The 24608-nt window shown below is 37.9% G+C and carries 22 protein-coding genes; 14 read left to right on the top strand and 8 right to left on the bottom strand.

Annotated elements, in window-relative coordinates; all coding sequences use genetic code 11:
• Positions 1-488 precede the first annotated feature (488 nt).
• The 5 genes from VB797_RS05050 to VB797_RS05030 all read left to right on the top strand — a co-directional run bounded on the left by VB797_RS05050 (position 489) and on the right by VB797_RS05030 (position 3448).
• The gene (locus VB797_RS05050) at positions 489-743 is read left to right on the top strand and encodes a type II toxin-antitoxin system Phd/YefM family antitoxin (RefSeq protein WP_323236550.1); all 255 of its coding nucleotides are present in this window, start codon (positions 489-491) and stop codon (positions 741-743) included.
• Positions 736-1011 (top strand): type II toxin-antitoxin system RelE/ParE family toxin, encoded by a 276-nt coding sequence (locus VB797_RS05045; protein WP_323236549.1) that lies wholly within the window; start codon positions 736-738, stop codon positions 1009-1011. The genes VB797_RS05050 and VB797_RS05045 overlap by 8 nt, the downstream gene beginning before the upstream one ends.
• Positions 1012-1490: 479 nt before the next feature.
• Complete coding sequence (aroC, locus tag VB797_RS05040) at positions 1491-2579, top strand: chorismate synthase (protein ID WP_323236548.1); 1089 nt, start codon at positions 1491-1493, stop codon at positions 2577-2579.
• 131 nt (positions 2580-2710) lie between these two features.
• Entirely contained in the window at positions 2711-3085 is a 375-nt protein-coding gene (locus VB797_RS05035; protein WP_323236547.1) for a papain fold toxin domain-containing protein, read from the top strand.
• Between the two features lie 33 nt (positions 3086-3118).
• Positions 3119-3448: a hypothetical protein gene (locus VB797_RS05030; protein WP_323236546.1), complete on the top strand. Its 330-nt coding sequence runs from the start codon at positions 3119-3121 to the stop codon at positions 3446-3448.
• A 322-nt stretch (positions 3449-3770) separates the two neighbouring features.
• Here the strand turns inward: VB797_RS05030 and VB797_RS05025 are convergent, their stop codons facing one another.
• Positions 3771-4073, bottom strand: coding sequence for a hypothetical protein (locus tag VB797_RS05025; protein WP_323236545.1), 303 nt, complete (start codon positions 4071-4073; stop codon positions 3771-3773).
• A gap of 309 nt (positions 4074-4382) precedes the next feature.
• Between VB797_RS05025 and VB797_RS05020 the strand changes: the two genes are divergently transcribed.
• The 5 genes from VB797_RS05020 (at position 4383) to VB797_RS05000 (ending at position 8241) form a co-directional block, all read left to right on the top strand.
• Complete coding sequence (locus VB797_RS05020) at positions 4383-4643, top strand: SemiSWEET transporter (protein WP_323236544.1); 261 nt, start codon at positions 4383-4385, stop codon at positions 4641-4643.
• A gap of 5 nt (positions 4644-4648) precedes the next feature.
• On the top strand, positions 4649-6298 hold the full coding sequence (locus VB797_RS05015) for a radical SAM protein (protein WP_323236543.1): 1650 nt from the start codon (positions 4649-4651) through the stop codon (positions 6296-6298).
• Positions 6299-6411: 113 nt separating this feature from the next.
• Positions 6412-6600, top strand: coding sequence for a CPXCG motif-containing cysteine-rich protein (locus VB797_RS05010; RefSeq protein WP_323236542.1), 189 nt, complete (start codon positions 6412-6414; stop codon positions 6598-6600).
• 23 nt (positions 6601-6623) lie between these two features.
• Entirely contained in the window at positions 6624-7187 is a 564-nt protein-coding gene (locus VB797_RS05005; protein WP_323236541.1) for a Uma2 family endonuclease, read from the top strand.
• Positions 7188-7485: 298 nt separating this feature from the next.
• Positions 7486-8241: a hypothetical protein gene (locus VB797_RS05000; RefSeq protein WP_323236540.1), complete on the top strand. Its 756-nt coding sequence runs from the start codon at positions 7486-7488 to the stop codon at positions 8239-8241.
• 7 nt (positions 8242-8248) lie between these two features.
• Here the strand turns inward: VB797_RS05000 and VB797_RS04995 are convergent, their stop codons facing one another.
• Entirely contained in the window at positions 8249-9181 is a 933-nt protein-coding gene (locus VB797_RS04995) for an alpha/beta fold hydrolase (protein ID WP_323236539.1), read from the bottom strand.
• A gap of 578 nt (positions 9182-9759) precedes the next feature.
• Between VB797_RS04995 and infC the strand changes: the two genes are divergently transcribed.
• From infC to VB797_RS04980, 3 genes are all read left to right on the top strand, one after another.
• Complete coding sequence (infC, locus tag VB797_RS04990) at positions 9760-10293, top strand: translation initiation factor IF-3 (RefSeq protein WP_323236538.1); 534 nt, start codon at positions 9760-9762, stop codon at positions 10291-10293.
• 341 nt (positions 10294-10634) lie between these two features.
• Complete coding sequence (locus VB797_RS04985; RefSeq protein WP_323236537.1) at positions 10635-13712, top strand: MFS transporter; 3078 nt, start codon at positions 10635-10637, stop codon at positions 13710-13712.
• Between the two features lie 111 nt (positions 13713-13823).
• Positions 13824-14255, top strand: a complete 432-nt coding sequence (locus tag VB797_RS04980; protein WP_323236536.1) for a Crp/Fnr family transcriptional regulator — start codon at positions 13824-13826, stop codon at positions 14253-14255.
• A gap of 43 nt (positions 14256-14298) precedes the next feature.
• On the opposite strand, the gene VB797_RS04975 is transcribed toward VB797_RS04980, so the two are convergent.
• Complete coding sequence (locus tag VB797_RS04975; RefSeq protein WP_323236535.1) at positions 14299-15765, bottom strand: cobyrinate a,c-diamide synthase; 1467 nt, start codon at positions 15763-15765, stop codon at positions 14299-14301.
• Positions 15766-16274: 509 nt separating this feature from the next.
• Between VB797_RS04975 and VB797_RS04970 the strand changes: the two genes are divergently transcribed.
• Positions 16275-16595 carry a MazG nucleotide pyrophosphohydrolase domain-containing protein gene (locus tag VB797_RS04970; RefSeq protein ID WP_323236534.1) on the top strand — a complete coding sequence of 107 codons (321 nt, stop codon included), beginning with the start codon at positions 16275-16277 and terminating at the stop codon, positions 16593-16595.
• Between the two features lie 138 nt (positions 16596-16733).
• Here VB797_RS04970 and opcA read toward each other — a convergent pair whose 3' ends face one another.
• The 5 genes from opcA to VB797_RS04945 form a co-directional block, all read right to left on the bottom strand.
• Positions 16734-18116 (bottom strand): glucose-6-phosphate dehydrogenase assembly protein OpcA, encoded by a 1383-nt coding sequence (opcA, locus tag VB797_RS04965; RefSeq protein WP_323236533.1) that lies wholly within the window; start codon positions 18114-18116, stop codon positions 16734-16736.
• A gap of 304 nt (positions 18117-18420) precedes the next feature.
• Positions 18421-19950, bottom strand: coding sequence for a glucose-6-phosphate dehydrogenase (gene zwf / locus VB797_RS04960; protein WP_323236532.1), 1530 nt, complete (start codon positions 19948-19950; stop codon positions 18421-18423).
• Positions 19951-20238: 288 nt separating this feature from the next.
• Positions 20239-21384, bottom strand: coding sequence for a transaldolase (tal, locus tag VB797_RS04955; protein ID WP_323236558.1), 1146 nt, complete (start codon positions 21382-21384; stop codon positions 20239-20241).
• Positions 21385-22051: 667 nt separating this feature from the next.
• On the bottom strand, positions 22052-23098 hold the full coding sequence (gene fbp / locus VB797_RS04950) for a class 1 fructose-bisphosphatase (protein ID WP_323236531.1): 1047 nt from the start codon (positions 23096-23098) through the stop codon (positions 22052-22054).
• 978 nt (positions 23099-24076) lie between these two features.
• Positions 24077-24373, bottom strand: coding sequence for an RNA-binding protein (locus VB797_RS04945; protein ID WP_323236530.1), 297 nt, complete (start codon positions 24371-24373; stop codon positions 24077-24079).
• Positions 24374-24608: the final 235 nt, after the last annotated feature.

The raw sequence follows: 24608 nt of genomic DNA, 5'->3' as shown, positions 1-24608 counted from the left end.
TCTGCACCTGTTGCAATCAGCGCTCCCGCAATCAACGGTTAAAAATTTAATAATAATGTAGAGACGTAGCAGTGCTACGTTTATACAACATATAAAAAGCGCCTTCCTATTATGGGAGGGCGCTTTTTTGCTTGGGGATAACTGGATTTCCTGCTTTCCGCGTGTTTCTTATGAATTTAATGAAATTAAAGAATACCGCATTTTTCTAGACACTAATGGGGGAGGAAAATCCACAGCGCATTTTGCTTCCCCTACAAGAAAAATATGCCTTTTTGCTAAGTCCTGATTGTATAAGAATAAAAACATCAATCATTATAGTGCGAGCATCTTGCTCGCTTGCTATAAACAAACTAGATACGCAACAGCTTAACAGCTTGAAGTTAAAAAGTATTTTTTAAACTGGAAATTCGCTATCTTGTTGTGATATTATAAATGTACAAAATGTACAATTTGTATATTTTTAGTTTCCCACTTACCGAGATTTTTTTATGACTATTGTTAGTGCAACTCAAGCTCGTGCTAATTTTCAGTCCCTTATTAGTCGTGCTGAATACAAAAGTGAGCGTATATTAATTCAGCGTCATGGTAAACCTGTTGTAGCAATTATTGGCTTAGAGGACTTGAAAAGGTTAGAAGCTTTAGATGATGCAATTGACTCAGCCGAACTTCGTCAAGCAGTTGAGCAAAATGATGGTTTTACTACTTTAGAAGATATCAACGCAGCTCGTGGTGTAAATGAGTGAGCGCTACACTTTAAGAATTGCTAAGACAGCCGAAAAAGATTTGCTTAAATTACAACCAAAGCAATATAAACAAGTTGTTTCAAAAATACTTTCGCTTCAAGGTAATCCTCGACCGCAAGATTGCAATGCTCTAAAAGGATACGAAGGAGGTTATCGAGTTGACCAGGGTGAATACCGAATTTTGTATACGATAGATGATGAAAACAAGTTAGTTGATGTTTTCCGTGCTGGAAAACGTAATGATGACGAAGTTTACCAAAATTTATAGCCAATCTTCCGTGAGATACGTTAATGGATGTTCTTGCTTCAAGTAAACTCGCATCGGTATAATCTTTAATCAAGTCATATCCCTAGTAATAATCGAAGTAAAAATATATTCTTGTTATATGTGTCTTTGAAACCATATATAGGCATATTCATAAGGCTGGCGGTTGAAACCGCGTCTACACAAGCAAAGTCCGCCTGCGCGGACTAAATATACAGCCTTAAGTATCTAAAAAATCTGCATAAATATCAAAACCATATCCTTAGTAATAATTTAAGCTGGCGGTTGAAACCGCGTCTACACAAGCAAAGTCCGCCTGCGCGGACTAGATATACAGCCTTAAGTATCTAAAAAATCTGCATAAATATCAAAGTCATATCCCTAGTAATAATCGAAGCAAAAATATATTCTTGTTATATGCGTCTTTGAAACCATAACAAGACATCACGTATACATAGTCTGGAAATCTCCTCAACATCATCATGGGTAATACTTTCGGTCATTTATTTCGCGTTACTACTTTCGGCGAATCCCACGGTGGTGGTGTGGGAGTTGTAATTGATGGTTGTCCGCCGCAACTGCAAATTTCTGCTGAGGAAATTCAAGTAGAATTAGATAGACGGCGACCCGGACAAAGTAAAATTACAACACCTCGTAAAGAAGCCGATCGCTGTGAAATTCTTTCGGGGGTGTTTCAGGGACAAACTTTAGGTACGCCAATTTCAATTTTGGTCAAGAATAAAGATACTCGTCCCCAAGATTATAGCGAGATGGTGCAAATGTACCGCCCTTCTCACGCTGACGCTACTTATGATGCGAAATATGGTATTCGTAACTATCAAGGTGGTGGTAGATCCTCGGCGAGAGAGACTATAGGTAGAGTCGCAGCAGGTGCGATCGCTAAAAAAATTCTTCATCAAGTTGCTGGTGTGGAAATCATCGGTTATGTCAAGCGCATCAAGGATTTAGAAGGCGAAGTTGACGCAGAAACAGTTACTTTAGAACAAGTTGAAAGCAACATCGTCCGCTGTCCCGATGCTGAATGTGCGGAACGGATGATTGAATTAATCGAGGAAGTTGGTAGAGATGGTAATTCCATCGGTGGGGTAGTGGAATGTGTAGCGCGGAAGGTTCCCAAAGGATTGGGAGAACCAGTTTTTGATAAATTGGAAGCCGATATAGCGAAAGGTGTAATGTCCCTTCCCGCGAGTAAAGGCTTTGAAATTGGTTCTGGTTTCGCGGGAACTTTGCTTACCGGAATCGAGCATAACGACGAATTTTATACCGATGAGCAAGGTAATATCCGCACTGTGACAAATCGTTCCGGTGGTATTCAAGGCGGGATATCCAACGGCGAAAACATTATAATTCGCGTAGCATTCAAGCCCACGGCAACAATTAGGAAAGAACAGAATACAGTTACTAAAACGGGTGAAGCTGGAGTCTTAGCCGCAAAAGGAAGACATGACCCTTGCGTATTACCACGGGCAGTTCCAATGGTGGAAGCGATGGTTGCTTTGGTATTGTGCGACCATTTATTGAGATTTCAGGGTCAGTGTAAAGTTTTGTAACCAATGTAGAGACGGGGCGTATTGCTACGTCTCCCGATATTTTGATTTGTGAAACGAGAATTCCTGAAATAGTGTAAGCCTGATGCTAAAAGCTAAGATCATATCCCAGTTCATAGCTCGTTTTACATAAAATGGATCGGGATAATTCTACCGAAATCCGTCAGCAAATAACAATTATTGCTAGTCGGTTTAAAATGTTTGAGTGTGTTGAATGCGCTCAAACAGTTAAAAAATTTTTGATTGAAAGCAAAATTGTTGGTAAGCAGATAAAGTTATACACTGGCTCAACAGAAGGTTATTATGGAAATATTTATCATGATGGCATTCAAGCAGTTATTTCCACAAATGGTCGTCATGAAGGAATTTTGATTGAATTAGATATACAAGAAATAGTTTTTGATAACATTGATAATCAAGGAGTTACCAAAGAAGTTTGGTTACAAAATCTGTATTCTCCGATTCTCGATATCGGTGAAGAATTTCAAGTCACTGAAATTGATTTTTAGATTAAAAAGTAATTTAGAAATAGGAATTTGTTGATGAGTAATTTATATGAGATGCTAAATAGAATAAAAAAAAGACCTGCTATGTACTTAGGAAAAAACTCAATATTTAGCCTTCAAGCATTTTTAGCAGGTTACAACGGTGCTAAGAGAGAAATCGGTTTATCACCAACAGAACAAGAACAAGAATTTGAATATTTTTTAAACTGGATACGAAAAAGATTTAAGGTTGAGACAAATCAATCTTGGGCTAGTATTATTTTGTTTTACTCTGCTGATGAAAATAAGGCACTAGATACCTTTTTTGAACTATTTGATGAGTTTTTAGCTCAGAGAAAAAATTTAGAATTGGAAAAACAGGTTTGAATTATTTATATTCCACATAAAGTGGAAATTTTTGTAGTTTAAATACATTTAATAATCTCTTCTTTAACTTCTTCAGGTGTTTTGCCTTTAGTATAAAATACCTGTTTTGCTAACTTCTGATTTGAAGGATGAGTTATGAAAAAACGATTCATTTCTATACCGTTAATTGTAAGCTGACTTCGCTGTTTTAAAATTTCAACTGATTCATCTAAATCTGGCGTAGGTAACAGTAAAACTACATTTTCATAGGGAGAAAGTAATTCACGAGCGCGAGCAAAATCAGTATCATCTTCATATACAGAATGTCCCGCTCCAAAATCTATTACACAATTGTTATGTTCTGATAAAAGACGTTAAATTCAATTACAGATTCTGGATATTCGGACAGTACTCGCTCAATCGCATAAGCATTAAAGGGCTTGATGTAGCGATAATAACCATCGCCACCGTCTTTTTCTAAAGCTTCTCCTAATCGTGTTTTATTAAAGCCTATTTCTAGGAAGTATTTCTCGCTGACATCTCCTAAAGAAATAAAAGGTAACTCTAATTGCTGCGCTAATAGCTTTCCTACAGAGGTTTTACTTGAATTAAGGGAACCTATAAGTATGATTGGTAATTTCATCATCTAAGTACCTTTTAGTAGAAGAGGAAAAATTTCTGATAATCTAATAAGTTGAATATTGTATCAAAGTCGCATTTTTAGCTTCAGCCGTTTGGTTAATTTTTTCAAGTAGCACGTTGTGGTAACAGAAACAGATGTAGGTATTATTAAACCGAAAAAGGAGTAATTTAACCCACGCAGGTGGGTTTCGCTTGTGTAGCTGCGGTTTCAACCGCCGGATAAAACGATTAAACACAAACTTTATTTGCCACACTCCATACATTTATCCACTAACATGAAGAAATATAAAGTATATTATCCTCAAAGAAACCAATGATAATTGTCGGATTGCTGGCTGCGACTTTAACTACTGTTGCTTTTTTACCGCAAATGATCAAAGTATGGCAAACAAAGTCAGCTAAAGATGTTTCTTACACGATGTTAATTACATTTATCGTTGGTGTTTTTTTATGGTTCATATATGGGATTCTACGCGGGGATATCGCGATTATTCTTGCTAACGGCATCACTTTAATTTTTAATCTGATAATTTTATGGCTTAAAATTAAATATGAAAGAACACTCGTTAATTAACACCTGTGACATCTGATTTATTTGCTAAAGAACGCCTTTTATTTACTCCCGCTATTCCTGAAGACGACGCTATTCCGACGATATTTGCTTTTCCCAATGAATATACTGTGGGCATAACTAGCTTGGGTTATCAGGTAGTGTGGGCTACTTTGGCGATGCGTTCCGATTTACAGGTGAGTCGCTTGTTTACCGATATTAGCGAAACTCTACCCCGAAACCCGGAAATATTGGGTTTTTCGATGTCGTGGGAATTAGATTATGTCAATATTTTAAATTTGCTGGAATCTTTGGATATTCCGATTAAGTCAGGCGATCGCCAAGATAATCATCCTATAGTTTTTGGTGGCGGACCCGTACTTACAGCCAATCCCGAACCTTTTGCTGATTTTTTCGATGTGGTTTTGTTGGGAGATGGCGAAAATCTGTTAAATGATTTTATTAATGCTTATAAAGAAGTTAGAAAAGCAGATAGGGAAACTATATTAAAATCACTGGCACAAGTACCAGGAATTTACGTTCCTAGTTTGTATGAAATTGAATATTTTAGTTTAGATGGTGCGATCAAATCTATCAAACCAATTTCATCGGATATTCCCGCTGAAGTACACAAGCAAACCTATCGGGGAAATACTTTATCTGCATCAACGGTAGTAACTGAAAAAGCCGCTTGGGAAAATATTTTCATGGTGGAGGTTGTGCGAAGCTGTCCGGAAATGTGCCGTTTTTGTTTAGCAAGCTATCTTACTTTACCTTTTAGAACTGCCAGTTTAACTGATGCGTTAATTCCTGCGATTGAAAGAGGTTTACAAGTAACAAATCGTCTGGGATTGTTAGGTGCTTCAGTAACTCAACATCCCGAATTTGAGACTTTATTAGATTATATTAATCAACCAAAATACGAAGATGTCCGTTTAAGTATTGCTTCGGTAAGAACCAATACGGTGACAGAAGAACTAGCTAAAACTTTGGCTCAAAGAGGAACGAAGTCCTTGACAATTGCTGTCGAAAGTGGTTCGGAAAAAGTACGGAAAATCATTAATAAAAAGCTTGAACAAGAAGATATTATTAAAGCCGCAGAAAATGCTAAAAAAGGCGGATTGAAAGGTTTAAAACTTTATGGAATGGTGGGAATTCCGGGAGAAACCGCAGAGGATTTAGATGCAACTGTAATAATGATGCAAAATCTTAAAAAAGCCGCTCCCGGATTGCGTTTGACCTTCGGATGCAGTACTTTTGTACCGAAAGCCCATACACCTTTTCAATGGTTTGGAGTGAATAAAGACGCGGAAAAACGATTGAAACTTTTGCAGAAAAAATTACAACCCCAAGGAATAGATTTTCGTCCGGAAAGCTACAACTGGTCGGTAATTCAAACGCTGTTATCGAGGGGAGATCGAAGATTATTCCAACTTTTGCAGTTGACCCGCAACTTTGGCGATTCTTTAGGTAGTTACAAACGTGCTTTCAAAGAATTAAAAGGGCAAATTCCCACCTTAGACTTTTACGTTTACGACAACTGGTCAACCGAGCAAATATTACCTTGGAATCACCTACAAGGACCGCTTCCACAGTCTACACTAAAAAAGCATCTTAATGAAGCAGTTACCAGTTACCAGTCAGGAGTTAGGAGTCAGGAGTTAGGAGTTAGGAGTTAGGAGTTATGAGTTAGGGAATTGGGCATTAGGCATGGTAAATAGTTAAGAGTTAGAAGTTATGAGTTTTATAATTAAACCTTTAACCTTTGACCTTTGACCTTTAACCTTTGATTATGCAAAATACTGCTGAATATTACTGCGCTTATTGCGGTGAACCAAATGTAACTTTTATTGATATCAGTGCTGGTTCTCAACAGTCTTATGTAGAAGATTGCCAAGTATGCTGTCGTCCGAATATTTTATATATACGAATTGATGAAGAAACGCTTGATATCGAGATTGATACAGATTATGAAGAATAAATAACCGATCAAAGAATTATGCAATGGTACGTATACAATCTAAAAATTTAACTTTAATAGAATTCCTGGCATTACCAGAAACTAAGCCTGCAAGCGAATACATTGATGGGCAAATTATACAAAAACCTATGCCACAAGGTAAACACAGTAAATTACAGGGTGAATTGGTAACTACTGTTAATTCCATAACTAAACCAAAACGAACTGCACTAGCTTTTCCTGAATTAAGATGCACATTTGGCGATCGCTCAACTATACCTGATGTGGCAGTTTTTACTTGGGAACGCATACCTCTAGATGATAACGGCGATATTGCCAATGTATTTCAAGCTGCTCCCGATTGGACTATTGAAATTCTTTCTCCGGATCAAAACCAAACTAAAGTAACAGGAAATATTTTACACAGCTTAAAACACGGAACTAAATTAGGTTGGTTAGTTGACCCTGATGAACGTTCTATATTAGTATTTCCACTAGCACAACAACCGGAATTGTTACAAGAAATTGATGATATATTACCCGTTCCCGATTTTATAAAAGAGTTACAGTTAACGGTTGGCGATATTTTTAATTGGTTGAAACTATAGCAATCCGAGATTAAATTTTGATAACTAACGACAGCGCGATACGCTTCGCGGAACCTCACCCCTATCCCCTCTCCTGATTTTAGGAGAGGGGAGCAATACAGCGGGGTGAGGTTAATTTATGGAAATTATTCTTTTGATAAAGAATATATGAAAATACGCGCTAGCTAGTTGTACTAAAATTTTTTTAATACGATAATACTTTTAGATTTCCATCAGCAATAATACTGATTTACGCCAAGCAAAACTACGTATGTTATGGCGGTGATTTTACTGTTTAAATCTTAAATATAAATTAAATATGAATTTTTTTAAAAGTGAATTAACCCATTTTAAAGCTTTAGAATTAGCTTTGATGGGTAGCATTTTGTTGTGTAATATCGAGTCTTCTACAGCAGAAATGACCGGGAATAAGCAGATTAAAAATATTGATAACTTAAGTCAAGGTGCTGTTGAAATCGCTCAAAACAAAGTCTGTCCTGCTGCAAATTTATTACCTATACGCACTTTTGATACAGAAAAATATTACGTTTATGTTTGTAAGGGAGATAATCAAAATCCTCTGGGATACTATGTGCGTATCCCGAAAAACTTAGATAGCAAAATTACAGTACCGATTAGTGAAAATAATCGAGAAACCTATGTTGCTATTAATGGTGAAGTAACCTATCAAATTACACCATATGAAATGTTAATCGTTAAAAGCGGTAGGATTATCTTAAGAGAAAAAGTTGTAAGTGTTGTAAAAGCGAATGGTCAAGCTTTAGCAAAAGGTTGTCCTCAAGGTAATAATACTTTTGCTCAAGCAGAAACTAGAAGTTTTTTTATTTATATTTGTGGTGTGGAGAATCCAAGTAGCTATATCAGCATTACTAGAACAAGTAATACAATTATTAATCTTCCTTTGCAAAAATGGAATCAAAATGGCGTAAAAACTAATCGATACGTAGCGATAAACGGTGATATAAGTTTTGTTCTTACCGACAAAATATTACGAGTTTCTCGCGATGGTCGCAATATAGTTAAGGAAAAAGTTTTGCAATGGGGTTATCAATGAACAATTATCAATTCTTAACTGATAACTGATAACTGCTCGCTAATTTATCAATCCAATCTAAAATTGCTTGATTTACTAGTTCGGGACATTCATCATGGGGACAATGACCGACGTTTTCCAAACTAATTAACTGTAAATTTTCGTTATGACGAACAAATCCCGAAGCTAGTGCGTGGGGAATAATTTTATCTTTTTCTCCCCAAATTAAAAGCATGGGAATTTTTAAGGTTGATAATAGTTTTTTCACATCCGGACTGTAATCGGGATTCGTTGTGGCTTTGAAAAGAGCGGTAAAAGCACGAGCCGAACCTTTATCTTGAGGAGGTTTTGCTAATATGTCTATCAGTTCGTCGGTAACGGCTTCGGGATTAGCGTAAGCGAAGGCTGCACCGCGACGTAGTATATTAGGTCTGCGTAACAAGTAAAATATCGGTTTGATTAACAAGGGATTTGCAACGAAACTTTTGATTGTTGCAACTAAAGGATATAAAAATGCTGGAATAGCTTCTTTTTCTAAAGTCGGATCTGGTAAACTCATCATGACCACAGCTGCGACCATTTGAGGATATTTTGCGGCTACGGCTAAAGAAATCAGCGAACCGATAGAATTACCTACTAATATTACTGGTTTACGGATAAAAGCTTTCCAAAATTCGTATATTTGCTCTACCCATAAATCCACACTGTAATTAGCTGATGCTTTCTCTGAAGCTCCGAAACCCAACATATCCAAAGCGTAAACTGTATGGCGATCGCCTAATATTTCTAAATTATGTCTCCAATGACCGATGCTTGCACCAAATCCATGCAGCAGCATCAGAGGTAAAGATTTTACAGAATCATTTTCTATCGGATGTTTAGGACGTATATATGTATACCGAGTTTGCCAACCCCGCCAAACCCAGTCGCGTTGGTTTCCAACTTTTTGCTGCCAATCCATTTATCAACTAAACCTCTTAAAATACGTTGACAATATAAGCTTAGGTTATAGTCTTTTTGTTTAAATGCTTATAACATTATAATTTATCAAGGCTTGGGGTGGTGGGAGCTTCTAGCTCGTTCCTATCAAGGAACAAGACCCGGACAGTACTAATTTTTTACCGAGCTTATATCTTGAATTTTACAAATATTATTTATCTTGATATTAAGAAATGACTAATTTATATTTTTTATATTTAAGTAGTTAATTAGACTTTCTTTTAAGATATGTGTATTTTATATTTCATGGTGTTATCATATAGATACACGTAATGTGCATAGCGTTAATGTTTTGACACAAAGAAATTAAAATAATTAATGTTTGTTGCGATCGCGTAACTTAAGATTGACCAATAGAGCTAAACCCTCTCTAAAGTGGGTAGAATAACAATAGGTAATACCATTTTTACTTTCATGGATTAGCTACCCTAGATATATACTCATTGTTCGTTAAAGATTCCATTCGTTTTTAGTGTCTGAGATATCTCATTCCATATCCAACCAAATTATTAACCATAACTTCCCCAAAATCATTCATATATGCCTGTGATAGAGAAAAGAAGAAGTCGCGACCTACCTCAAATCAACGAAAGAATTCGCTTTCCAAAAATTCGGGTTATTGATACTGATGGTGCCCAGTTGGGAATCATGACTCCCCAAGACGCACTGACTAGAGCAGATGAGAAAGAACTCGATTTAGTGCTGGTTAGCGATAAAGCCGATCCCCCGGTTTGCCGGATTATGGATTATGGTAAATTCAAGTTTGAGCAAGAGAAAAAGGCGCGAGAAGCTCGCAAAAAGCAACACACGGCTGATGTAAAAGAAGTGAAGATGCGCTACAAGATAGAAGAACACGATTACAATGTGCGCGTCAACCAAGCGAAGCGTTTTCTCAAAGATGGTGATAAAGTAAAAGCCACGGTTATGTTCCGGGGTAGAGAAATTCAACATACCGATTTGGCAGAAATTTTGCTCAAACGGATGGCTACAGACTTGGAAGGTGAAGCAGAGGTGCAGCAATATCCCAAGAAAGAAGGAAGAAACATGATGATGTTGCTTTCTCCGAAGAAGTAATTGTAAAAAAATCTAAGTAGTAAGGAAGCAGTACCGATAGGTAATAACCATTGGTATTGTTTCTTTTTGGCGTTTATTCTCAAAGATTTTTTGGTTGATCTCGCAGTTAAAGCAGAACTAATTTTAAGTTAATTAAAAAAAATAATCAAAAAAACGATAGTCTTGGGTGCTGAATGGGAAAACTAATATTCAGTTGCTCGGGACTTTTATTCTTTCTAGGAGTGATATCTCATGGGAGGTGTTTCAACTTGTCAGTTTTTGATAAAAGTTGTGAAAGCCTAAGCGACTAAGATTAATCGTAAATTTCCTTTTCCAGGGGTGAAGACAACAAATTAAACCGCATGGAATTAAAAAATCAACGGTTAGATACCTGTAAAGAAATTTTATTGCAAGTACTTCGGTGGGTAAATCTTCGACCGGAAGAAAGTTCTCGAACATTGCTGATGTTTGCTTTTTACGCGACGACATCAGTCGGATTGCGATGGGTGGAAGATAGCAGCATCACTTTATTCCTGGAGAAATACGGTGCTAGTTCTTTACCACTGATTTATATAGCTAGTGCAGTAGTTGGGATTGCGTTGGTTTTTCTGTACTCTTGGCTACAAAAGATTTTTCCCTTGCGATGGGTGATTGTAGCTGCTTTACCCTGCATGGTGATACCTTTAATTTTACTGCCTATCGGTTTACAAATTACCTCATCTACAAATTTGCAGTTTTCGGGCTTAGCATTATTTAGCGTATTTTTGCTGCGATTGTGGGTTGATGCGCTCTACGTTATCAATCAACTCAACACTTCTATTGCAGCGAATCAATTATTTAATATCCAGGAAATTAAACGTACTTATCCTTTAGTCAGTAGTGGAATTTTAGTCGCTGATGTGATCGGTGGCTTTAGTTTACCGACTTTAGTAAGATTTCTCAAGCTAGATAAAATAATTTTAATCGGGGCTTTAGTTATTGTTTTAGGAACGGCAATTCTGCTGTATTTAAGTCGGAAATATCCTTACGCTTTTTCCGATGTTTCGCAACGAAAAATACATAAATCGCAAGTTTCCCGCGCTCGTCGTCTTTCTACCCCTCTCAGGAATTATGCTTTACAATTATTTGCCTTCGGATTGTTAATTCAAACAATCGGATTGTTGATCGATTTTCAGTATTTATCCCAGTTAGAATCCGCTTTTCAAGGCGAAGAAATTACCAGTTTTTTAGGTGTATTTGGCGGAATATTGGGGTTATTTGAACTTTCAACACAGTTATTTATTTCTAGCCGTGTAATCGAGCGTTTGGGAGTATTTTTTACTACCGCACTTTTACCTGTTGGTGTCGGTACTTTATTGGCAGGAATGGCTATGATATTTTCGCTGTCAATGACTTCAACTTTGTTTGGCTTGAAAATACCTGCTTTGTCATTGCTATGGGGTTTAACGCTAATTAAGTTTTTAGATGAACTTTTGCGTTATACCTTCGTAGCTAATACAAGTACCTTACTATTTCAACCGATACCAGCAAGAGTCAGAAGTCGCGTACAAATATTATCGGGAGGCTTTGCAGAAGCTTCTGCTGCTGGTTTCGCTGGATTTATGATTTTAATTACTCAATGGTTTACGAGCAATTTTATACCCACAAATTGGCAAAATTTGGTGTTAATTGTACAAACAGCGATTGTCGCCATTATATGTGTAGGAGTAATTTGGGGATTGCGATCGCAGTACGTCGATTTATTAGTTTTGAGTTCGGAAAAGGAAGAGTTAAGCGTCACAAATGTCGATCTGCCTTTTTTCAAGCGTGCTGTAATCAAGGCTTTAAGAGAAGAAGGAAGCGAAGCTGATAAACATTCTTGCATTGAACTATTATCGCAAATCGATCCTCAAGGGGCTGGGGAAGTTTTAGTTCCAGAATTATTAAAGCTAACTCCTACTTTACAACATCGAAGTTTGGAACTAATGCTTGAATATGATGTAAATCCTGCTTACTTACCTCAAATACGCAGTTTACTAGAAGATCCTCAAACGATTATAAATCCAAATATATTTGCTTTGGCTCTGCGTTACGTTTCTCTTGCAGAAGCTTCTCCAAATTTAAACCAATTAGAAGAATACCTTAATCCCGAACAAAACTCTGTAATTCGAGGTACCGCTGCGGCTTTACTGTTAACTCATGGCACAACAAAACAAAAAGTAGCAGCAACTAAAACTTTGGGCTGGATGCTGACTAATCAAGAAGAACAAATACGAATTCATGGGGTTAAATCTCTTGCCGAAGCATCTTATATACAAGCATTACGAATTCATATTCCTTCTTTATTATCAGATGAATCTTTAAAGGTACGAAATGCAGTTTTAGAAATGATTGCTACAAATAATCTTAAAGAATATTATTCAGAATTAATCCTAGGAATTCAACATAAGTCTACCCGTTTGGTAGCTATGAACGGTTTAGTCAAGCTAGGAAATGAAGTCTTACCAATGCTGTCAAATTTAGCTACAGATAACTCTAAACCAGAAATACCGCGAGTGTATGCTTTACGAACAATAGGTCAAATCGATACTTTAAAAGCTGCCGATACTTTATGGCATCATTTAGAAATATCCAAAGGCACAATCAAATGTCATATACTTCGTACCTTACTCAAAAGACATCAGCAACAGGGAATCTTAACTTTAGTTGATCGGTCTTACGAAAGCAGAATTATCGGATTAATTGAAGACGAATTAAAATTGTTAGGTCAAATATATGCTGCATCTGTAGATTTTAAGTCTCAAGACGAAATCTACGCTGCTTATATAGAGTTTAAAACAGGAGAAACCTTACAAAATTTTCATTCTAAAAAAAAGGTTGTAGCTTTATGTCGCTTAGCCCAAAAATCTTTTACAGAGTTAGAAATTGACATTAAAGAGCGATTATTATTACTTTTGAAATTTCTTTACCCGGTAGAAAAAATTAATGCTGCTGGTTATAATTTGAATTCAGAATCGAGAGTCAGCTTCGCGTTAGGTTTAGAAATTTTAGAACATACGATAAAATTACCTTGTCAAGGTATATTACTGAGTATTTTTGACCAAAAACCACCTTCTGAAAAGTTGAAAAAGCTTGTAGAAGCAGGGTTATCTAAATACGAACAAATGACGATAAATGATCGAACTGTAAAGCTATTAGACTTAGAAAATGCACTTTCTGATTGGTGCTGGGCTTGCTGTATTCATTTTGCTCAAGTTGCTCGAATTAAGTTAAAAAATTCTCAATTTGAAGCAAGTTTATGTCATCCTTGTGGTTTCGTTAGAGAAGCCGCAGTCGCGTATTTAAGTATTGCAAATGAACGCTCATTTATTAAAAGGCTACCTGATTTAAAAAAGGATTCGCATCCTCTTGTAATCGCTCAAGTTAAGGAGTTTATCGAAAAGCATAAAGTTAATTTATAATTTATAATTATTCATTTATCAGTTATGTTTTTAAGCAAAAACCGAGAATTAATATAAAACTAAATAACTCCTAACTCCTAACTCCTAACTCCTAACTCCTAACTCTTATTTATGTTAACTAGCGTTGATCGTTTATTATTTGTACGTCAAGTTCCAATATTTAAAGAATTGCGCGATGATTTTATCGTTCGATTGGCTTCTGCTATGAACGAACTGTGGTTTCCACCAAATAGCAGTATTTTTCAACAAGGAGAACAAGGACAATCTCTCTATATTGTGGTTTCCGGAAAAGTCAAAATCCATTTAAATAATCGAACACTTGAAGTTAAGTCACAAGGAAAATATTTTGGTGAAATGGCAGTATTTGATACTCAACCACGTTCAGCTTCTGCTACTACAATAGATGCTTGCGAATTTTTGGAATTAACCCAAGAACAGCTTGATGATGCTATCGAAGAAACTCCCGAAATTGCCGTGAATATCATTCGCGAACTATCGCGTTTAATTCGCAAGTTAAATAATGATGTAAGTATGATGGGTTGAATCTAATATCTGGTTTAACTGAAGCTCTGGAATTTATCTTTAATCAAAATGCGCTATTAACAACTCGACATTTGTCCAAAAATCTTTGCGGAATTTCCCGACTATTTCCCCAATGCATATGAATATAAGAAGCGTGAAGATTTGACGGTGATACCCATCCTTCTTTCCCCGTAAATTCGTCGCAATCAAATCGATAAGTTTGAAATAAAGGTTTATTAGAATCGGATATTAAACGGGAACGATGAAACTCATGTCCGTAAATGATTTGTCCAGCATCTACTAATAAACTATCTTGTAAAGCGATCGCACGACGATATCCCAAAGTTAAACGCTTATCCATCACTGCTGTTGTTGGTAAAACTCCCACCATTTCCCAGGATTTACCAGTCATATCTACAATTTGCTTGCATAAATACATCAACCCACCACATTCAGCGATGGTCGGTATTCCCGATAGAATAGCAGCTTTGACAGCATTACGAGCGCGGGTATTTTCTGCTAATTTTTGCGCGAAAACTTCTGGGAAACCTCCCCCAAAATACATTCCTGCGATATTTTTGGGTAATTCAGTATCTTCTAAAGGACTCCAAAAAACTAATTCCGCACCCAAATGCAATAAATCGAGATTGTCTTGGTAGTAGAAATTGAAAGCTTTGTCGTATGCTACAGCGATTTTTGGGAAAGAGGGGGGGGGATGGGGGGATGGGGGGATGGGGAGAGGGGGAGATGGAGAGATGGGGGGATGGGGGGATGGGGAGATGGAATGAGAAAGTGAATCTTCTGTTTGTTCTAGAGACTTACCGCTTTGTCTATTTGATAAAAGTGGTAATAGACTTTCCCAATCAAAGCAATCACCGAGATTTACTAGTTTATCGATTAATTGATTCAATTCAGGAAGTTCTGCTGTTGGTACTAAACCCAAATGGCGATCGCTAATTGTAATATTATCTTGCCGTTTTAATACACCAAAAATAGGAATTTGTAAAGGTTCGAGGGCATTTTTGAGCAGAGATAAATGGCGATCGCTACCGACTCGATTTAAGATTACTCCAGCAATTTGAATTTCTTTGTCAAAGGAACGATAACCGTGAACAATTGCAGCGACAGAACCTGATAAGCGACTGCAATCAACTACTAACAATACGGATAAATTTAATAACTTCGCAATATGAGCCGTGCTGGCATAATTTTCAATTCTTTTCTTAACCCCTCCCCTTGATAAGGTTGAAACTCCATCAAATAAACCCATTACTCCTTCAATTAAGGAATATTCACATAAATTCGAGTAATTATAAAAACATTTTTTCACATAACTTTCCGAAGTTAAAACTGGATCTAAATTGCGACAAGCACGACCAGTAACGTGTTTGTGAAACATGGGGTCAATATAATCGGGTCCCACTTTAAACGATTGCACCTGTAAACCGCGTTGAGATAAACACGACAACAGGGTGAGCGTAACCGTAGTTTTGCCCACCCCGCTGCGTTCACCTGCAATAATTAGAGCCATGAAAAGTTAGGAGCTATGAATTATGGATTATACAAGCATTTGTACTTGTTATTTATTAATAATTGTTTTTAATTATGAATCGGTTGGAAGATTCTATTTTAGAAGCGAACAGGAAACGGGTTTTTCATGCGGATTTATCACTTATGCTTATCTTGTTAAAATTATTTATCTGTAAGTTTGGGTTGCTCCCGATATTTGTAAAAACCCATATCGGGGTGTTGTTTTACGTTTTTTATCGACTACTTCTGATTGGATGTTCCAAGCAAAACACCGCTCACAGAGAACATTGCCAGGTCAATGTGATTTATGTCATGGATTTTAGTAATTATAGTCAGATATTTTGGTGAGTATAATTATCGTTTTTAGTAACTAAGATCATGATTTTTTTAACAACTATCATTTAATTATTTTCTTTATATTTTTTAATGATGATATTTAATTATTACCAAAAGTTGGAACTTTATTTTGATTAATTGCGGTCAGTGATTCAGTAGTATTAATTATAAAATATGGACGCTAATTATTATCAAAGCTGGACTATTGAAATTGCGAAAAACTTCAAAAACGAATTGCCTATATTAGGATTAGGACTTTGTGAAGAATCGGGAGAAGTAGCACGAATATTAAAGCGTTACTGTAGAAATGACCGAGAAGTCGATAAATCTGAAATTGATGAAATTACTAAATCGATGAAAGGCGAGTTAGGGGATGTCTTGTATTTTGTAGCTTTTCTCGCATCAAAATTCAATCTAAGCTTAGAAGAATTGATGTTAGGAAATATGCAGAAGCTTGAACAAAGAATGTGTAATGGAACGCTTTTAGACCGTTAATTTTTATGTTCTAGTATGGGTCATCTGTACTTTCCCCAGAAACTCGTTATCAACCAAAATACAGAAAGACGTTGCAATGCAACGTCTCTACATAATTAATATGTATTACCACTAAGGTAACTTAATAATTCCTAACTCCTAACCTTTTTGAGCTAATTGGATTAATTGTGCTGTAACTTTCAAACTTTCTTCAAAAAGTGCTTCCTTACCCCAACGCTGTACTTGTTGAGAAAGCAAAGCTTCGGCTTTTTGCTCGGAAAGTGAGGTTATCTGTTGAAATACTCCAGCAGATTGAGCGCCACCTTGAGTTTCCATCCGCATACAGCCGCCGGTTTCGGAACAAATCAAGGTACCGCAGTTTGCGTCTGGATTGGTGGAACTTAAACGTATAGCAATTAAATCGCCGGGAATATCGCCAAAATCGGCTACTGGAACCCCAGCTAATTCAGCTTGTATTTCCCTTTGATTGTCTCCCATGAATTTAAAGCGTCTAATAGTGTAGTCGCCCATTTCTTGCTCGTAGGAAACTGCACGCCAATTTAAACGACTTGCTAACCAACCCAAAAATAGCAATGCTTGAGTATGGTTGCCTTTTTCATAGTCGATATTGACTCGATCTACTTCTGTTAAAGCTTTACGTCGCGCTGGTGCATCGTAAGCTTCCGCTGTTAATTCTTGCCATCCTCCCACACGTCGCCAGTTTAAATCTGCTAGCGGTACGCCATTATCTATCAATGCTTGCAGGCTGAGCAAATCGTTGTCTGGTTCGTTAAAGTTACAAGAATCAACAATAACGTTGTCGCATACGGCTGCAAGTCTTTTGAATAAACCATTATTGGGGTCTGGTGTTGCTTTCCACCAAATAAACTTAGGTAAACCACCAATTAATAATGCCGGAACCATACCACCAATACGTTCTAAAGCTGCGGCAGTTCCAGTTAGAGTGATATATTCGCAACAAACTAACGAAGATGATGATTGTTTTTGAATCGGACAATAAGCTGAAACTTGAGCCTGAACGCCTTCATCTTCACCAACTACGGGTATCAAACTAATGATGCGACAAGGGTTACGTAGGGCAATTTCATCAGCAATTCTGGCGCTGGCTGCATCAGTACTATACTCATCAGCACTAATATTATTGCCGCTTTGATGTTCGCCACCGCTATGAAGCTTAGCAAGTTCTTCCCGTAGTCGGATTAACATTTGCGGATTCGTCTTACCAGTTCGTTCTAAACCAAGAGATTTCTGTGCATCTCTGAGCGCGGATACGGTTTGCGGCCCCAAGATACCATCAATTGGACCTTTATAAAATCCTAGAGCAGCCAACAAATACTGAGTTTGTTCTGGTTCGTAAACCACCAAAGTAAAAGTAGTTGCTCTCGTAGCCGCAGGAAGCGCTCCATCTTCCCCAGCAATACCGTAACCTTGCCAAATTTTACCTAGTTCGGCTTCAATATCATTGAGCGAAACATCTTTTGGAGCCTGGAGTGAATAAATAGTCGATGCTTGGGAAGTCATAATAATTTAAGGATTCTAAGTTTTGAGTTGGAAATAATTTAAAAGTTAGGAGTGAGGAGTTAGGAGTTATGAATTGGGAGTGAGGAGTTAGGAATTGGGAGTTAGGAGTTAGGAGTTAAGGATTAGTAGTTAGGAATTGGTAATAGGAAAATAATTCACAAATAACAACTAACTCAACAATTCATATCTAACAACTTTCAGATTCAAAACTCAGAACTCTTAGCTTTTAGCTTTTAACTTAAAACTCACAGATCAAAACTCATAACTTAAAACTCCTAACTCTTAACTCTTAACTCCTAACTCTCTACAGTCTGCGCCAGCGGCGACCATCTCGGTTGATTAACAATTCTGCTTCTACAGGTTCCCAGGTACCGGCTTCGTATTGAGGAACTGTTGCGGGGTCTGCGGGTGCATCCCAAGCGCTTAAGATTGGTGTTACTACCTGCCAAGCCGCTTCTACTTCATCAGCCCTTGTAAACAAGGTTTGGTCGCCCATCATACAATCAAGAAATAGGCGATCGTATGCATCGGATTTAGCTTGCAGACCGAATGAACCATAAGTAAAGTCCATGTCAACGGAACGAGTGCGGAAATCTCCTCCAGGCATTTTCACTTCAAAACGCAAGGAAATTCCCTCGTTTGGCTGAATCCGCATGGTTAAAATATTCGCACCTCTCTGCTGTGCTGCGGATGTAAACATCTGTGAAGGAACTTCGCGGAAGTGAATCGAAATTTCACTAACTTTTTTCGGCATCCGCTTACCAGTACGCAGATAAAAAGGAACTCCTTGCCAGCGCCAGTTATCAACTACAAATTTTGTCGCCACAAAAGTAGGCGTTGTTGAGTTAGGGTCTACGCCTGGTTCTTCATGATACCCTGGGACAGATTCACCTTTCATCCAACCAGCGCTGTACTGACCGCGTACTGCGGATTTTGACAAATCTTCTATGTCAGCAAGTCTAGTTGCTTTTAGTACTTTAACTTTTTCGGTACGGATACTTTCAGCATCCATTGCGTTAGGAGCTTCCATCGCGGTGAGACAGTAAAGCTGCATCAAATGGTTTTGCAACATATCCCGCAATGCACCGGAGCTTTCATAATATCCGGCTCGGTCTTCAACTCCTACGGTTTCCGCGACTGTTATCTGTACATGGTCAACAAACTGACGGTTCCACAATGGTTCAAAAATTGCGTTTGCGAAGCGAAAAACTAATAAATTTTGAACCGTTTCTTTTCCTAAATAGTGGTCAATGCGGTAGACCTGTTCTTCTTTGCAATATTTTTGTACTGCTGCATTCAAACTTTTGGCAGATGCTAAATCTCGACCAAAAGGTTTTTCAATTACCAGACGATGTTTGTAAGGGTCGTCTAACATTCCCCCAGAACCCAATTGTTTAATAGCTTCGGGGAAAAACTTGGGAGCAACGGAAAGATAAAATAATCGATTACCTCTGGTGCCGCGTTTTTCGTCTAATTCACTCAAAAGACTATTGAGTTTTTGATAGCTTTCGGGGTTGTCAATATCGCCGGGACAGTAAAAAAGACCGTTAGCAAAATCTTTCCACAATTCTTCGGGACCCACACCACCGTGGGCTTCTTCCATCCCTTTACGCATTTGTTCGCGGAAGTATTCGTGGCTCCAGTCCCGTCGTGCGACACCAACGATAGTAGTTTCTGGTGGAATCCGTCTTTCTTGTCGCAATTTGTACAGCGCGGGTACTAATTTACGCCAGGTTAAATCACCGGAAGCACCAAAAATAACAATTATCTGGGGTTCGGCCATTCCTTGCTGTTGCAAGCCAACCCGCAGTGGATTCTCGAGCAAACTAACCATAATTTAGATTTTGGATTTTGGATTTTAGATTTACTTTTGGGAATAGGGAATAGGGAGTAAGGAATAGGGAGTAGGGAGTACACAGAACAGATATTTTTAATTCCTAACTCCTAACCTTTGACCTTTGACCTTTAACCTTTAGATTTTAGATTTACTTTTGGGAATAGGGAATAGGGAGTAGGGAGTAGGGAGTAGGGAGTAGGGAGTACACAGAACAGATATTTTTAATTCCTAACTCCTAACCTTTGACCTTTAACCTTTAACCTGTTCCCCATTACCCATTAATTATTAAACAGGTGATAAGTGCTTTACTTTGTCTTCTAAGGAACTTATTAAGGATTGGAAGGGTTTGATAAACTTATCAATACCTTCAGTAAGTAGCTCGTCCATGACTTGATCGAGGTCGATGTTGATGTCGGGGTCTTTAAGATTTTCGATCAGTTGGTATGCTTGTTCTACGTCGGTTTCGACTCTTGAATCTACGTCGCAATGGTCGGCACAGGCTTCGATGGTTACTGGTGGCAAGGTATTAACTGTATCTTTACCAATTAACTCATCAACGTACATAACATCGCTGTAACTGGGGTCTTTAGTGCTGGTGCTTGCCCATAATAAACGCTGTACGTTGGCATTTTTAGCAGCTAATGCTTGCCAGCGCTTGTCGTTGATAATTTTTTTATACTCTTGATATGCAATTTTGGCGTTAGCGATCGCCACTTTTCCTTTTACTGATTTAAGTTTGGCTTCTAAGTTGATGTCGTCAACACCTTGACTCAATTTTTCGTCAATTTTTCCATCTATTTTGGCATCAATGCGGCTGAGGAAGAAACTCGCTACGGAGGAAATTTTGCTAATGTCTTTACCCTCAGCTACCCGTTTTTCTAAGCCGCGAATGTAAGCCCAAGCAGTGTTTACATAACTATCCACGGAAAACAACAGCGTAACGTTAACATTCATACCCTCAGATATTACCTGCTCTACTGCGGGTAAACCGGCTTCTGTTCCAGGAATCTTAATCATTAGATTTTCCCGTCCCACTTCTTGAAAGTAGCGTCTAGCTTCTTCAATGGTTTTTTGAGTATCGTGGGCAATAGTTGGGGGTACTTCAATGCTTACATAACCATCCAATCCATCAGTCGCTTCGTATACCGGACGCAAAATATCGCAAGCGTTACGAATATCTTCAAAAGCTAAAGATTCGTAAATTTCCTGAGTTGATAATCCTTTAAGAATTGCGGCTTCTATATCGCGATCGTAAATAGCGTTTCCGACCATAGCTTTTTCAAAAATGCTTGGATTCGAGGTAATTCCCTTGATACCTTGATTTTCCACCATATTTTTCAGTTCACCGGACTGGATAATATCGCGACTCAAATTATCCATCCAAATACTTTGACCGTATTTATTAATTTCTAATAACTGATTTGTGGTGATGCCCATATGGTTATATTCCACTCCAAAATTTGATTTTTCTATCTTTTTCTATTAATGCTTGTAAGATTACCGATTGAGTCTCACTAAAGGAATAAATCAGTCAACAGTGAGCAGTAAACAGTTATTAGTGCTTAAACAACAAAAACATTGGTTTTGATTCCACTTTGAAGTTGAAAAGCTTTCTGTGGCTTTACCATGAGCCGCATAAACAATTTACTAACTGCTCACTGTTTACTTAGTATTCCTTTTCATTAGTTCTTATGGGTTTTTATCCCAGCCCGTCCGGGAATTGCATTCCCGGACTAATAGCATAAGTCCTCTGAAGAGGACTAAAATTTTACCCTTCATAACTTATGAGGGGTTTGCGTAGTGCGACCATCTTGGTCGCTCGTTACAAATAGGGAGCTTTCCGGCTCGCTCGTGACCAATAGCGAGCTAAAAGCAACCAGCGAGCGTCTCGCTCGCTAGTTAATAGGAGGGAGCGGGACGCTCCCACTACAAATTTCTTACCCCGCAGAATTAATGTGACAGACTACTAGTATTCCTTTTCAAAAGTTTTGACAGGCTTGTATTTCAGTCCTATTTATAGGACTTTCGCTATTAGAGGGGGGTTTTGAACCCCCGACGGGTTGCGATCAAAACCAGTCAAATTTAATGCAATCGACTACTAGTGACCATTCTGAATAAAAGATTCCACCTTTGCAACATCTTCTTTACTACCAATAATTAAAGGTGTGCGCTGGTGTAGTTTTTCGGCTACCACATCTAAAATATTCATCCGACCAGTGGTAGCACGACCACCTGCTTGCTCGATTACGTAGGCTAAAGGAGCAGATTCGTAGAGCAGGCGTAATTTTCCTTCCGGTTTCTGCATCGTACCTGGATAAAGAAATACACCACCTTGAACTAAAATTCGATGGATGTCGCTCACCATTGCTCCACTGTAGCGAGCCGTATAGCCTTCAGTTCGGTGAACGTAGCGAATGTATTCTCTAACTGATTCTTCCCACTGCCAAAAATTCCCTTCGTTGACGCTATAAACGGAACCGCGATCGGGAATCTTAATGTTTTCTTCGGTAAGTATAAATTCACCTAAGCTTGGGTCGAGAGTAAAGGAATGAACTCCTTTTCCCATCGTGTATACCAACATGGTACTCGGACCGTAAAGAATATACCCGGCTCCAATTTGTTTGGTACCCGGAGCGAGCAAATCCTTGGCTTCTCGGTCATTATCTTCTCCTTCCTGCTGACGAATTGCGAAAATCGAACCTAAACTCAAGTTTGTGTCTGTATTCGATGAACCATCAATGGGGTCGTACAGCAAAGTATATCGACCTATGGGGCAGTTTTCGGGGATATAGTACGGTTCATCCATCTCCTCGGATGCTAAGCGACATACTAAACCGCTTTCCTTGAAAACCGAGATAAACACATCGTTAGCGTAGACATCCATCTTTTTGACGGATTCTCCTTGCACGTTAACTTCTCCGGTGAACCCCAGAACACCTTCCATTAAACCCGCATGGCTAAGACGACGAGCGACCAATTTACCTGCAAGCGCGATCCGATTCATCAACGCGCTTAAATCCTGTGCTTGCGCTGAAAAACCTTGGAATTGCTGCAAGACGTGACGCGATAAAGTCGTACAATCTCGATCTAAGCCTTTATCTGGGATGTGTTGAATTTTGTCTTGATGTTCTGCTGCTTTTGTCATAAAAATTATCTCGCTAAGTATGGCTTTTATTTGAGAGTATGCCTAATGTCGTAACTTATGGTTGCTGTCTCTATCTTAGAAAGGTATTTTAGGAACGCAAATGTAATTTTAAATAAAACACAGAAACTAATGTATTCTGAATCGCATTTTTCTGACATTATCTAAGCTTACTCCCTACTCTTTACACGCTGGGAATAGAAGTAAGAATCAAAAGATAAAGCATTTCTACTTGGTGTTGTAGCAACTATAAATACTTTTTTTTATTTATAGGACTTAGCAAAAAGGCATATTTTTCTTGTAGGGGAGGCGGTTGAGGGGGCGTAGATAATATCCCCCTTTATTGCCGTTGCTAGTACACAGACTAATTATCAACCTAGTAATAAGACGGTGAGTGTACGGCACCATCCGAGTTTTGTGACGCTTGCGGCCATTCCTGATTTATTCACGATTGAGATAGGAATACTCCGCAAAATTTTGAAAAACACGTAGGGTGCTGTTAGCGTTACTCTAACGCGGCTAGTAGCTAGAGCGTAACTCACCATCCGAGCTTTTTTCAATAATTAAACCCGATTCCTATATATATATTTTATAAGTCTATAAGTTAACAAAAATGATTGCTAAATTAACTTTAAGCAAACTGATAAAAGTTTATTTAGTTGTATAAATAATTATTTGATGTATTTTAAATACAAGAAAACCCGACTTTTGGCGATATCCTACATAGTCGGTATCTTGTCGGGATTGTTTATATGAAGTTTTCTGTGGTTTAGCTGTTATTAATTGGCAACTAGCCCACAGTGAAATACAGTAGCATCAGATTTATCAAATCTAAAGTGAGCAACTTGTTGATACTTTATTTGTACTGATAATTTATTGCAAAGTAGTAATCTACATAATTCCCGTTACAGAATTTTATAATTAGGTAAATAATAAAAAACAATAACGAGAACCGAGACAGTTTTATTTAAATAATAAAATTTATTGTTCTTGTAAATCCGGTTTTCTCACAAAGCCACCACGGGGAGGATTATCTTCTTTGGGTTTAGCTTTGTTAACTCGGATTTGACGACCCATCCACTCTGCTCCATCTAGCTCAGAAATGGCATTGTCTTCATTCGCTTCCTCTGTAAGGTCAACGAAAGCGAAGCCGCGCATTTTACCTGATTCGCGATCGGTTGGCAACATAACTCTAGTAACTTCACCATAATCAGCAAATACTGCTCTCAAGTCTGCTTCTGTAGCGCGATAAGAAAGATTTCCAACGTAAATAGTCATACTTGTTAACGTTTCTAGGGACAAATAGCGAATCGCTCAGTCCAAATAAATGTCAGGTAATTAGCTTTTAATATTCAGCGAAAAATCTGATTTTACTAACGGTTAATTATCTAATTAATAATCAGCAAAAGTTGCCGCATTAACTCAAAATAAACCATCCCTAGGACTGAACTCACGAATACGTTTTTATAGTACCTGATGACCCGAATTTTCAAGGTATGATATATCACAAAGT

It is taken from the genome of Rivularia sp. UHCC 0363 (assembly GCF_034931125.1).
GTDB lineage: Bacteria > Cyanobacteriota > Cyanobacteriia > Cyanobacteriales > Nostocaceae > Rivularia.
The sequence above is the reverse complement of the archived record's forward strand: the minus strand, read 5'-3'. Positions and strand labels throughout refer to the sequence as shown.